We start from the raw sequence: 12,050 nt of genomic DNA on the forward strand, positions 1-12,050 counted from the left end.
CGGGCAGGAGCCAGCATGAACTTTCGCCCCCGCACCACGACAGAGCCCGAGATCAACCTGATCCCGTTCATTGATGTGCTGCTGGTCGTGCTCATCTTCCTGATGCTCTCGACCACCTACAGCAAATTCACCGAGCTGCAGCTGACCTTGCCGACCGCCAATGCCGAGCAATTGCGCGACCGGCCCAAAGAGATCATCGTCTCCGTCGCTTCCGATGGGCGCTATGCCGTGGGCAAGGTCGCGCTGGAAGGCAAGACCGTGGCCGATATGGCCGAAGCACTGCGCAATGCCGCCACCGCTGGCAAGGACAGCGTGATCATCATCAGCGCCGATGCGCTGGCGCCGCACCAGTCCGTGGTCTCGGTGATGGAAGCCGCCCGCCGCGTTGGCCTGCAGCAGATCACCTTTGCCACCCAGACGGCGGCACGCTAAACCCCAGGCACTGCGCCTGGGCAGTGCTAGCATGCAGCCTGCATGACCGTCCCGCCTCCCCCTCCATCCACGCCTGCCGCGCCCCCCAGTGCCACGCGCCCCCGCTCGGCACGCATCACCGATGCCTGGCAGCGCAAAGGCCTGCTGGCCATCGCGCTGCTGCCGCTGTCCTGGTGCTATGCAGCGCTGGGCGCGCTGCGCCGCGCCCTCTACCGCACCGGTCTGTGCAAGGCCTACTGCGCGCCGGTGCCCGTGGTGGTGGTGGGCAATGTGATCGCCGGGGGCGCGGGCAAGACGCCTGTGACCCTGCACCTGGTGCAGGCCTTGCAGGCCCAGGGCTGGCGGCCAGCGGTTATCTCGCGCGGCTATGGGCGCGACAACAGCAAAAATCCCAACGCGATAGCCGTCACCCCCGGCAGCGACCCGCGCCTGGTGGGCGATGAGCCCTTGCTGATCGCCCAGCGCAGTGGCGTGCCGGTGTATGTGGCTGCGCTGCGGGCCACGGCCGCCCAGGCGGCCCTGCAGGCGCACCCCGATGTCGATGTGCTGGTCTGCGACGATGGCCTGCAGCACCTGGCACTGGCCCGCGATGTGGAGATTGCCGTCTTCAACGCCCAAGGCATTGGCAATGGCTGGCAACTGCCGGCCGGGCCACTGCGCGAGCCCTGGCCCAGGCGGCTGGACATTGCGCTCTACGCCGGCCCAGCGCCCCAGCAGCTGGCAGCCACTGGTGCAGCGGCCTGGCCGCTGCAGCGCAGCCTGGCCTGCTATGCCGTTGGCCAGGATGGCCGCCACCATGCGCTTGCCGATCTGCGCGGCCGGCCAGTGCATGCGCTGGCCGCCATTGCCTATCCGCAGGAGTTTTTTGCGATGCTGCAAGCCCAGGGCCTGCAGCTGGCCCGCAGCGATGCACTGCCCGACCATGCCCCGCTGGACGACCCGGCCTGGCTGGCAAGCCTCGGAATCGCCGCGACCAGCGCACCTACAATAGGTGCACCCGATGCACCCGTGCTGCTGTGCACCGAAAAGGATGCGCACAAGCTCTGGCGCATTGCCCCCCATGCACTGGCTGTGCCGCTGGAGGTCGCCATCGACCCGGCCTTTGGCCAGCATGCCGATGCACTGCTGCGCCAGCACCAGCCCGCATCGCCCCCTGTTAAGAAAGACTGATTGCTGCTATGGACCCGAAACTGCTCGAACTGCTGGTTTGCCCCGTCACCAAAGGCCCCCTGCGCTATGACCGCGAGCGCCAGGAACTGGTCTCGCGCAGCGCGCGCCTGGCCTACCCGGTGCGCGATGGCATGCCCATCATGCTCGAAGGCGAAGCGCGCCCGCTCAGCGACGAAGAAATCGACGCTTTAGCTGCGGCAGATTAAGGTTTGATGAAGTTGCGGCCCCACCGGGGCCGGCATGGCCGTCCGCACAGGCAAACCCCAATAGCGGTTTTGTAAAAAAAAGACACAATTTGCTGAAATTTTAGGCACAGCGCCTCCGGGCAGGCCTTGTGGATTGCATCCATTTTTTTCAGCACATTGCCATGCATACCCTGATTCTCAAGAAAACCGACAAAGGCATGGAGGCGCTGCGCGCCCGGGATCCCTCGTTGCCGCACCGCATGCGACCGGCCTTCATCATGTTTGATGGGCAAAAAAGCATTGAACAGGTGATGGCGCTGGCGCCCTCGGCAGGTGGACAGCTGCAGGTGCTCGAAGACATCAAGCAGCTGCTGCAGCAAGGCCTGCTGGAGCTTTTGCGCCCCAGCGACGCAGGCCAATTGCCCGCCAGCGCCAGTGCCATCATTGACAACCTGACCGACCCTGCGACCACGCCGCCACCCGCTGCTGCAGCCGCCCCAGTTGCCGCGCAGACCGCAGCCAGCAATGCAACTGCTGCCATCAGCAACCACAGCGAGCGCTATATCAAGGCCTATGCCGCTGCCAGCCAATTGGTCAGCGGCCTGGGGCTCAAAGGCTTTCGGCTGCAGCTGCAACTGGAAAAAGCCCAGGGCTACGACGGCCTGGTCGCCGTCCTGCCCAAGCTGCGCGAGGTGATCGACGCCAAGAAACTGCGCCCCATCGAGGCCATTCTGTTTGGCAGCAACGAGACCAATACGCCTGTCAAGCCTGCACCCTGAGCGCGGGCGCCGCAGCAGCGGCGACTGCCTGGGTAGGTGGCTTGTGGCTGTCGGGCCTGGTCGGCGGCGACTAGCTGGGCGCACCTGGCCGGCCGCACCTAGTCGGCTACACCTCGCTGGCAGCGCCTGGCCGGCCGCACCTCGCCGGCCGCACCTAGCCGGCCGCACCTCGCCGGCCACCCTCCTCGCTACAATTTAAGTTGGCTTCACTCTCCTCTCCTTTAGCACCATGGCATCCGCACCCGCGCCGTTTACTGTCTTGATTCCTTCGCGCATGGCCTCCTCGCGCCTGCCCAACAAGCCCCTGGTCGATATCGCCGGCCTGCCCATGGTGGTGCGCGTGGCCAGGCGCGCGCAGGAGAGCGCCGCCCAGCGCGTGGTGGTGGCTGCAGATGACGAGCGCATCATCGACGCCTGCAAAAAGCATGGTGTGCAAGCGGTGATGACCTCGCCCAAGCACCCCAGTGGCAGCGACCGCCTGGCCGAGGCCTGCAATGTGCTGCAATTGGGCGGCGATGACATCGTGGTCAATGTGCAAGGCGACGAGCCCTTGATCGCGCCGGCGCTGATCGATGCGGTCGCGGCGCTGCTCAGCGACCGGCCCGAGGCCAGCATGGGCACGGTCGCGCACCCGATTGCTGATCTGGAGTCGCTGCTCAGCCCCAATGTCGTCAAGGTGGTGCTCGATGCACAGGGCCTGGCCAGCTATTTTAGCCGCGCGCCCATCCCCTGGGGCCGTGATTTTGTGAATATGGCCTGGTGGAAGAACCCCGGCACCACCGGCACGCCCGGTTTTGCGCCGCTGCACCATATGGGCATCTACAGCTACCGCGCCCAGTTTTTGCATACTTTCCCTACGCTCAGCCAGGCCCCGACCGAGCAAATCGAGATGCTCGAGCAGCTGCGCGCGATCTGGCATGGCCACCGCATCGCCGTGCATGTGACGCGGCAGATCCCTGGCTCGGGCGTCGATACGCCCGAAGACCTGGTGCGCGTGCGCCAGCTGCTGGGCGCGGTGATGTAACCCGCGTGCCTGCCCTGCACCGCGACGGCCACCGATGCAAGCGCACCGTAAGCTAAAAGGCGCAGCATGCCTGTCTCGCGCAGCCGAGACACGGTATTGGTGCCAGTTCGCTGACAATCCCCTGATGCGTGATATGCTCAAGCCCAGTTTTTTTGTGTAAAAGCGGGCTTTAGTGCCCGCTTTTGCCGTGCAAGTTTTTTATTCTCCAAGGACCGTCATGAAATTAATTCTTTTGGGAGCACCCGGCGCCGGCAAAGGTACGCAAGCTGCCTTCATCTGCCAAAAATACGGTATTCCCCAGATTTCCACCGGCGACATGCTGCGTGCTGCCGTCAAGGCTGGCACGCCGCTGGGCTTGCAAGCCAAGGCCGTGATGGACGCCGGCCAGCTGGTCAGTGACGATCTGATCATCAATCTGGTCAAGGAACGTATCGCCCAGGCCGACTGCGCCAATGGCTTCCTGTTTGACGGCTTCCCCCGAACCATCCCCCAGGCCGACGCGATGAAGGCCGCCGGTGTCAAGCTCGACTATGTGCTGGAGATCGATGTGCCGTTTGAGGCCATCATCGAGCGCATGAGCGGCCGCCGCAGCCACCCCGCTTCCGGCCGTACCTACCACGTCAAGTTCAACCCGCCCAAGACCGAAGGCCTCGACGATGTGACCGGCGAGCCCCTGGTGCAGCGCGAAGACGACAAGGAAGAAACCGTCAAGAAGCGCCTGGATGTGTACAGCAACCAGACCCGCCCCTTGGTGGACTACTACGGCAGCTGGGCCGCACAAGACCCGGCCGCCGCCCCCAAGTACCGCGCCATCAGTGGCATGGGCTCGGTCGAAGAGATCACGCAGCGCGCCATTGCCGCACTGCAGGCCTGATAAGTCGCACAGACTTATCCGCACAGCCACTGTCTTGCGACAGTGGCTTTTTTAATGCCTGCTCATGCCATCAGCAGACCGGCATGTGGCGGCTGCTTTAGGCCTTGGCTTGGACCTGCGCCAGCGCCAGTTGCAAGCTGACCCGGCATTTGTAGGGCGTCAAGGCCACCGCCAAGTCCTTTTCCAAATCGGCCACCCCGGGCAGTACCGCATCGCTGATCACACCATCGCTGCAGCGGCTGCTGCGCCATACCGGCAGACCTTGCTGGCGTGCGCGCGCCATGGCCTCCAGCAGCACCTGATGCACGGTGCCATTGCCGGTGGTTGCCACCACCAGACCGTCGATGCCCTGGGCCTGCAGGGCGTCCACCAGCCCGGGGCGCATACCGGCATGGCTGGTCACGATCTCCACCCAGGGCCAGGGCTGGCTGGCGGGGGCAGGCAAGGCGGCCAGCCACTGGCTGCCGGTGTAGCCATCCGCTGCGCCTGGTGCCAGCGAGGCATAGCCCTGGCGCAGGCGCACGGTCACGCCATCCACCCAGCCCAGGGGCCCCTGCTCGCCCGATGAAAAGGCCAGCAAACGGTGCGGATGCACCTTTTGCAGCCAGCGCGCGCTGTGCAGCTCGCCGCCGCCCGTCACGGCCACGACCTCGCGCAGCAGCGGCTGGCCATCCGCAGCCAACGCCGCAGCGGCGGCCACGGCGTCCTTCAGGTTCTGCGGGCCATCGGGCATCAAGGCATTGGCCGGGCGCATGGCACAGGTCAGCACCACGGGCTTGGCCAGGCGCCCTAAAGCGCAATGCAGGAACCAGGCAGTCTCTTCGAGCGTATCGGTTCCGTGGGTGATAACAACAGCACGCACGGTCTCATCGTGCATGGCCGCATCGCAGCGCTTGAGCAGCGCATGCCAGACCTCGTCATTCATGTCCTTGCTATCAATTTGCGCTATCTGCACCGCATCCAGCGGGCCTGCCGCAGCTGTCTCAATACCGCTCACGCCCGCCAGCAAGGCCGCGATGGACAGCTGGGCCGCGCGGTATTGGCCGGGTTTCTCGGCGTCATCAGCCATGCCGGCAATGGTGCCGCCGGTGCCGATGATCAAAATTTTTGGCTGCAAGGCTTGCCTCCTGCAAAAAACTGGTTAAAAATACAGGTACTGGATTGATATACAGGTGTTGGGATGCACAGTGGCTTTGCTTCTGCCCGGCACCGCAGATCACACGGAGATCTTATGCGAGACCATCCCAAACTGACCGCGCGCCAACAAGAAATTCTGGACCTGATCCAGACCGCCATTTCGCGCACCGGCGCCCCGCCAACGCGCGCCGAGATTGCCAGCAAACTGGGCTTCAAATCGGCCAATTCGGCAGAAGACCATCTCAAGGCGCTGGCCCGCAAGGGCGTGATCGAGCTGGTCAGCGGCACCTCCCGGGGGATTCGCCTGCAAAGCGATACCGTGCGCTCTATCAACGCCGCACGTGGCACGCGCTTTTCGTCGCCGCTGGCAGGCGTGTCCAATGCCACGGCCGGCCTGGGCCGTGTGGTGCAAGAGCTCGCCCAGCTGGCCCTGCCGCTGATTGGCCGCGTCTCGGCCGGCTCGCCCATCCTGGCGCAAGAGCATGTCGACCAAACCTATACCGTGGAGGGCGGCCTGTTCCAGCAGCAGCCCGATTACCTGCTCAAGGTGCGCGGCATGTCGATGCGCGATGTCGGCATCATCGATGGCGATCTGCTGGCCGTCAAAGCCACGCGCGAGGCCCGCAACGGCCAGATCATCGTGGCGCGCCTGGGCGATGATGTCACCGTCAAGCGCCTCCAGCGCACCAAGGACGGCATTGAACTGCTGGCCGAAAACCCGGATTACCTGCCCATCATCGTGCAGCCCGGCGAGCCCTTTGAGATCGAAGGCATTGCCGTGGGCCTGATCCGCAACACGATGCTGAACTAGGCCTAGCGGCCCCCTCGGCCCTCCCTTTTCTGCGCAACCCCAGGTAGCGGGCGTTGTGGGCTCTTGGCCCACAGCCCTGGGGGATGCGCTCGCCCTGCGCAATCCTGCTGTTACCCGTATACCAAGGAGTCTCCTATGCTTGTAGCAGATGCATTGCGCGCGCTTGCGCCTTTTTCCCTCGTCGCCGGCCTGCCCTGGTTCCAGTCCATCCAGCGTGCCATTGTGCGCAGCAACCGCCGCCGCCCCGGCCATGGCGCCGCCAATGACGGCCAACTGGCCGCCCAGGTGCACTGCTTTGCCACCGCGTCCTCTGCCGCTGTACAGCGCGGCGCCGCCCAGCAGCTGAGCTTGCTCGATGGCCCGGTAGCTCAGTCCAGCGTGGATACGTCAGGCGCGGATACCTCCTGCATGGACACGCCCCGCGTTGACTCGCCTGCCGATGGTGCACCAGTGCAGCGCCCCATCGACCGCATCCGCCTGCCGCGCAAACCCGCTGCGCGCCGTCGCCTCTCAGCAGCTGCGCAGTCCCACACCCGCCCCTTCCTGTCGGTGCAGCGCTGCAGCGCCCAGGCCGCCAATGATGCGCCCATCAAGATGTACTGGGCCCAACCGGCCAGCCTGCACCGCCAAAAAGGTATGCGCTGGGCCATGTCGGGCAGCATGGCCGATATCTGTGCCGAGCTCGAGCGCCTGGAGCGGCTGGAACATCTGCACGCGGTCTAAGCCGCCGCCCAGGGCGGGGATCAAGTCTGGCCCCCAGCATGCGTTGAACGCCGCAAACAGGGCCAGACTAGCCGAAGGTTTGCGCATGGGGCTCAGCGTCCCCGGCGCGGCATCTTGCCGCAGGCAGACCCGATTGCCGCTAGGTGCGGCCGGCTAGGTGCGGCCGGCTAGGTGTGAACTGTCAAGAGGTTGTTTGCAGATTTGAGCCTGGCCATCGGGGTAATTCGACCAATGCCGCTGTGAGGCCTGTGCCAGTTGTAGTAATGCTGCCAGCGATGTAAGGCTTGTGTTCGCTCAGCTGAATTCTGGTATGTCCAACCATAGGCCCACTCGCGCAGCGCCGATTGGATGAATCGCTCGGCCTTGCCGTTGGTCTGTGGCCGGTACGGCCTGGTGAACTTGTGCTGCACGCCCAAGGCGTTGCAGGCCGCAGCGAACTCCCTTGAGCGGAATGCCGCACCGTTGTCGGTCAGCAGGCGTTTGATGCTCACTCCAAGCCCCGCGTAGTACGCCACGGCGTTGCGCAGAAAGGCGACGGCTTGCGGCGTTTTCTCGTCCGGATGCATAGCGGTAAAGGCAATGCGTGCGTGGTCGTCAATGGCCACGAACAGTGTCTCCCATCCCGCACCATCGACCGAATCGCGCCGATTGCCTGTGACGCGGTGGCTGGGCCGAACGATGCGCCCGAGCTTCTTGGTATCGATGTGCAGCATGTCTCCAGGCGCATCGTGCTCATAGCGAACCACGGGCTCGGACGGCTGCAGATCGCTGAGTCGAGACAGGCCCGCACGGGCCAATACCCGGCTCACGGTGGACGCCGAGACGCCTGCGTAGCTGGCAATGCGCGACTGCAGCATGCGGCGTTTGCGTAGCTCAACAATGAGTAAGGCCTTGGACTCGCAGATGGCTTTGGGAGAGCAAATGGGCCTGGAGGAAGCATCGGCCAGGGCTGCTTCGCCGCCCGAGAGGTAGCGGCCCAGCCACTTGCGAGCGGTCTGTGCGGTGACGCCTTGAAGGGCTCCGGCCTGAGAGGCATCCAGGCCTTGCAAGGTCATCTGTTTGACCATCTCCAGTCTCCGGGCAAAGGTAAGTCGGGCATGCTTATGAGTGTTCATCCGGTTGGCTGTCCTGAGTGGGTTGGGTGTTTGGCGACTTCCAGTCTCTCAAATCCAACCCGGATGAACACCGGATACAACCTATTGAACCTTCACAGCTAGGTGCGGCCGGCTAGGGGTGAGCAGCCAGGCAACAGCCTACCGGAGGGTTTCCAGAACGACGCTGAGATAGTCTGGGCAACATGCAAGACAGGTGCAACGGCAGTACAGACCTGCCCAGTCCAGCAGCACCCCTCCCTGCCGTCCAGGCCAGGCCTTGGTGGTGCAAGGCCCATGCGCTGGGCACCCCGCGCTGTCAGCCATCGCTCCCTGCTGCCCACTTGCACCAGCTACGCGTGCTGTCAGCGCGCAGCAGCGACCACCTCCAGCGCCTGCTGCTTGAAGGGCGCCAGCTGCTCCCGCAAGGTATCTCTTGCGCTATCCACCGCAGCGGCGACGGCATCGGGGCCAAATACCAGGCCTTGCAGCAATACAAAATGCACATTGCGGATGCCGATGGAGGCCAGCGCATAGCGCAAGTAAGGCGTCAGAAAATCTTCCTGCCGGGCCCGGGGGCCCGTGTGGAAGCCGCCCGAGCTCACCAACACCAAGGTGGGCCGGTCTTTCATCAGGCCGATCTTCCCTTCAGGCGTGGATGCAAAGCTGCGGTGGATGCGGATCACATGGTCCAGCCAGAGCTTGAGCGTGGCCGGCACCGCAAAGTTGTGCATGGGGGTCAGAATCATCAGCAGATCGCTGTCTTCCAACTCCTTGATCAGCGTTTCGGACCAGGCCAGCGCCGGTGCATCCGCGCTCGCATTGGCGGTGATCGCCAGCGCATAGTCGCGGCTGATCGGCGGTATCGGGGTGGCCACCAAGTCGCGCTCGCGCAGCGGCTGCTGCGCCAGGCCCAACTCGGCGAGCATATCGGCCGCCAGTTGGTAGCCATGGCTGGCCTGGCCATGGGGGCCACAGTTCAAGAGCAAGGTACGGGTCATCAGTCGTCCAATCGTTTGAAAATAATCACACCCCGGTGTCCAGCCAATGCCTGGGGCATCAAGCCGCACTGCATTTGCAGACCCAGGCCGCCAGCGTGGTCCGCCCCAGGCGAGCGGGTCCCGTGGGCAGCAAGCTGTCACCGTCCAGCAACGCCCCCCGATACAGAGCGTGGGCATCGCCCAGCACTTCCCGCGGGTCGCCGCGCAAGCGCAGGTACTGCTGCATCCAGTCGGCCATCGCCATCTTCTGGGGCCCGGCCACCTCCATGCAGCCATCCAACGGCTGCGCCAGCGCGGCATCGGCCACCAACATCGCCAGGTCCTCTGCGGCCATCGCCTGCATACGCGCTACGGGCATGGTCAGCGCCGTACCGGCAGGGCTGCCCTGTGCCAGCCGTGCCAGACTTTCGTACAGGGGTGCGGCACGCAGCACCGTATAAGGCGTGCTGCCTGCCTGGATCAGCTGCTCTCGCAGCGCCAGCGCCTGGTAGTAGCCGCTGTGCTGCAAGCGCTGCAACCCCAAGGCCGACAGCGCAATATGGTGCGCCACTGCTGCAGCGGCGATGGCGGCATTTAGCTGGCGGCATATGCTCGCCCAGCTCGCCAGCGCATCGGCCGTCTCCATCACAGGTGGCTCGCGCACATCAATCAGCACCTGGGCGCCATGCAGCGCAGCTGGCAGCCTGGGGTCCACATCCGCAACCACCGGGTAGCCCAGCTGCCGCAGATTGCTGACCACCTTCGCGCCCAGCAGCTTGCAGCCGCCCAGAACCAGGACTTTCATAGGCCGTCTTGCGCCACGCCGGGAGCTAGCTTCTTAAACCGGCATCTTGCGAAAGGCAATCGCAAAGCGGTTCCAGCTGTTGATCGAGGTGATCACGGCCGTCAGCTCCATCAGCTCGGCATCCGTGAAGTGGGGGCGCACGGCCTCCCAGACGGCATCGGGCACATGGTTGTGCGACACCAGGGTCAGCGCCTCGGTCCATTCCAGCGCAGCGCGTTCGCGGTCGCTGAAGAACGGCGTCTCACGCCAGGCGGCCACGGTGGCCAGGCGGCGGCTGGATTCGCCGGCCTTGACCGCATCGGTCACATGCATGTCCAGACAAAAGGCGCAGCCATTGATCTGCGAGGCGCGCAGGCGCACCAGTTCCTTGAGCAGAATGTCCAGGCTGCCCTTGGCAATCTGGTTTTCCACGCCCATCAGGGCCTTCATGATGGCGGGGTCGGCGGTGTAGAAGTCGAGTCGGGTTTGCATAGCTATCTCCATGGCTGGGTTGCGTCGGTGAATTCCGTTGCTGATAGGCAGTATGCAGTTGTCTTGGCCAAGCCAAAAGAGCCAAGAAATGCAAAAATGACTAGGCCATGATTTCTGACCCTCCCAATTCCCACCCTGTGCCAGCGCTGCAGCTGCACATCGACCGCAGCCTGCAGCTGCCCATGTACCTGCAGATCTGCCAGCGCTTCAAGACCGCCATTGCGCAAGGCCATCTGCGCGCCGGCGACCGGGTGCCTGCGTCGCGGGCGCTGTCCACCGAGCTGAACCTGGCGCGCGGCACCGTCGATCTGGCCTACCGCATCCTTGCCGACGAAGGCTACTTCCAGGGGCGCGGCGCGGCGGGCACCGTCATATCACCGAGCCTGCCCCCGGCTGCCACGGCCCCGGCGCCGCAAGCCATCGCCCAGCCACCGGCCGCCGATATCGTGGACCACGACGGCCTGCAGCCCCGCCCCTTGCAGCTGGGCCTGCCCGCGATCGATGCCTTTCCGCGCAAGGTCTGGAACCGGCTGGTCACCCACCGCCTGCGCAGCAGCGAGCCCTACCGCCTGGCCTACCCCAACCCGCAAGGCGATGAGGAGCTGCGCCAGCGCATTGCGGCCTACCTGGCGGTCTCGCGCGGCGTGACCTGCGTGCCCGAGCAGGTCTTTGTCACCACCGGCCTGCGCAACACCCTGGAGCTGAGCCTGCGCAGCCTGGCCAGCCCTGGCGATGCCTTCTGGTTTGAGGACCCGGGCTATATCCTGGCGCGGCCGTTTTTGCAAAATGCCGCCGTACAGATCGTGCCCGTGCCCGTCGATGCCCAGGGCCTGCAGGTGGATGCGGGCCGGCAGCTGAGCCCCTATGCGCGGTTTGCGATGGTGACGCCTTCGCACCAAAGCCCGCTGGGCGTGACTCTGTCGCTGGAGCGGCGCATGGCGCTGCTCGAATGGGCGAGCGAGGCGGGCAGCTGGATCATCGAAGACGACTACGACAGCGAGTTCCGCTACCAGGGCCGGCCCCTGCCCGCCCTCAAAAGCCTGGACCGGCAGGACCGCGTGATCTACGCCGGCACCTTCAGCAAGGTGATGTTTCCCGGCCTGCGCCTGGCCTACGCGGTGGTGCCGCTCGAGGTCGTGCCCCGCTTTCAGGCCGTCAGCTCCAACCTCAATGCCGGCTGCCCCTATCTGCTGCAGGCCAGCGTGGCCGACTTCATGGCCCAGGGCCACTTTGCCCGCCACCTCAAGAAGATGCGGCTCTTGTATGCCGAGCGCCGCGCAGTCGCACAGCGCAGTTTTCAGCAAGTGCTGGGCGATCGCCTGCGCATTGACTTGCAGCCCGGCGGTCTGCACTTGCTCGGCCAGATCCAGGACGGCGACAACGACAGCCTGGTGGCCCAGCGCGCCCGCGTACAGGGCCTGGCCACGCACCCGCTGTCGCGCTGGTATATCGACGCAGCCCCTCGCCAAGGCCTGCTGATGGGCTTTGCCAATATCACCAGCGAGGCGCAGGCCTTACAGCTGGCGGGCCAGATCCAACAAGCCTTCGGCTAGCGGAACGCGGACCAG

At 64.9% G+C, this 12,050-nt stretch carries 14 protein-coding genes; 9 read left to right on the forward strand and 5 right to left on the reverse strand.

The window, feature by feature from the left end; genetic code table 11:
• Window positions 1–15 precede the first annotated feature (15 nt).
• The 6 genes from ACPEE1_RS13995 to adk all read left to right on the forward strand — a co-directional run bounded on the left by ACPEE1_RS13995 (window position 16) and on the right by adk (window position 4,464).
• Entirely contained in the window at window positions 16–432 is a 417-nt protein-coding gene (locus tag ACPEE1_RS13995; RefSeq protein ID WP_116926867.1) for an ExbD/TolR family protein, read from the forward strand.
• A 42-nt stretch (window positions 433–474) separates the two neighbouring features.
• Window positions 475–1,602 (forward strand): tetraacyldisaccharide 4'-kinase, encoded by a 1,128-nt coding sequence (lpxK, locus tag ACPEE1_RS14000; protein WP_423933306.1) that lies wholly within the window; start codon window positions 475–477, stop codon window positions 1,600–1,602.
• Between the two features lie 8 nt (window positions 1,603–1,610).
• The gene (locus ACPEE1_RS14005) at window positions 1,611–1,808 is read left to right on the forward strand and encodes a Trm112 family protein (protein WP_027010813.1); all 198 of its coding nucleotides are present in this window, start codon (window positions 1,611–1,613) and stop codon (window positions 1,806–1,808) included.
• 161 nt (window positions 1,809–1,969) lie between these two features.
• Window positions 1,970–2,566, forward strand: coding sequence for a hypothetical protein (locus tag ACPEE1_RS14010; protein WP_423933309.1), 597 nt, complete (start codon window positions 1,970–1,972; stop codon window positions 2,564–2,566).
• 229 nt (window positions 2,567–2,795) lie between these two features.
• Window positions 2,796–3,590, forward strand: a complete 795-nt coding sequence (kdsB, locus tag ACPEE1_RS14015) for a 3-deoxy-manno-octulosonate cytidylyltransferase (RefSeq protein ID WP_423933312.1) — start codon at window positions 2,796–2,798, stop codon at window positions 3,588–3,590.
• 217 nt (window positions 3,591–3,807) lie between these two features.
• The gene (adk, locus tag ACPEE1_RS14020) at window positions 3,808–4,464 is read left to right on the forward strand and encodes an adenylate kinase (RefSeq protein WP_423933315.1); all 657 of its coding nucleotides are present in this window, start codon (window positions 3,808–3,810) and stop codon (window positions 4,462–4,464) included.
• Between the two features lie 97 nt (window positions 4,465–4,561).
• Here the strand turns inward: adk and ACPEE1_RS14025 are convergent, their stop codons facing one another.
• Complete coding sequence (locus ACPEE1_RS14025; protein ID WP_423933318.1) at window positions 4,562–5,581, reverse strand: asparaginase; 1,020 nt, start codon at window positions 5,579–5,581, stop codon at window positions 4,562–4,564.
• A gap of 114 nt (window positions 5,582–5,695) precedes the next feature.
• On the opposite strand from ACPEE1_RS14025, the gene lexA reads away from it, so the two are divergent.
• Both lexA and ACPEE1_RS14035 read left to right on the forward strand, forming a co-directional pair.
• Window positions 5,696–6,412, forward strand: a complete 717-nt coding sequence (lexA, locus tag ACPEE1_RS14030; RefSeq protein ID WP_021024923.1) for a transcriptional repressor LexA — start codon at window positions 5,696–5,698, stop codon at window positions 6,410–6,412.
• A 135-nt stretch (window positions 6,413–6,547) separates the two neighbouring features.
• Window positions 6,548–7,135: a hypothetical protein gene (locus ACPEE1_RS14035; RefSeq protein ID WP_133248186.1), complete on the forward strand. Its 588-nt coding sequence runs from the start codon at window positions 6,548–6,550 to the stop codon at window positions 7,133–7,135.
• Between the two features lie 167 nt (window positions 7,136–7,302).
• Here the strand turns inward: ACPEE1_RS14035 and ACPEE1_RS14040 are convergent, their stop codons facing one another.
• From ACPEE1_RS14040 to ACPEE1_RS14055, 4 genes are all read right to left on the reverse strand, one after another.
• Window positions 7,303–8,250, reverse strand: a complete 948-nt coding sequence (locus ACPEE1_RS14040) for an IS481 family transposase (protein WP_423933322.1) — start codon at window positions 8,248–8,250, stop codon at window positions 7,303–7,305.
• A gap of 341 nt (window positions 8,251–8,591) precedes the next feature.
• Window positions 8,592–9,227 (reverse strand): FMN-dependent NADH-azoreductase, encoded by a 636-nt coding sequence (locus ACPEE1_RS14045; RefSeq protein WP_116926873.1) that lies wholly within the window; start codon window positions 9,225–9,227, stop codon window positions 8,592–8,594.
• Between the two features lie 58 nt (window positions 9,228–9,285).
• Window positions 9,286–10,011, reverse strand: a complete 726-nt coding sequence (locus ACPEE1_RS14050) for an SDR family oxidoreductase (RefSeq protein WP_260719411.1) — start codon at window positions 10,009–10,011, stop codon at window positions 9,286–9,288.
• Window positions 10,012–10,044: 33 nt separating this feature from the next.
• Window positions 10,045–10,482 carry a carboxymuconolactone decarboxylase family protein gene (locus ACPEE1_RS14055; RefSeq protein ID WP_182340814.1) on the reverse strand — a complete coding sequence of 146 codons (438 nt, stop codon included), beginning with the start codon at window positions 10,480–10,482 and terminating at the stop codon, window positions 10,045–10,047.
• A 107-nt stretch (window positions 10,483–10,589) separates the two neighbouring features.
• Here ACPEE1_RS14055 and ACPEE1_RS14060 point away from each other — a divergent pair, with 107 nt between their 5' ends.
• Window positions 10,590–12,035, forward strand: coding sequence for a PLP-dependent aminotransferase family protein (locus tag ACPEE1_RS14060; RefSeq protein ID WP_260719410.1), 1,446 nt, complete (start codon window positions 10,590–10,592; stop codon window positions 12,033–12,035).
• Window positions 12,036–12,050 lie beyond the last annotated feature (15 nt).

Origin of the sequence: Comamonas sp. 23 (assembly GCF_049601575.1) — a bacterium.
Lineage (GTDB): Bacteria > Pseudomonadota > Gammaproteobacteria > Burkholderiales > Burkholderiaceae_C > Comamonas > Comamonas squillarum.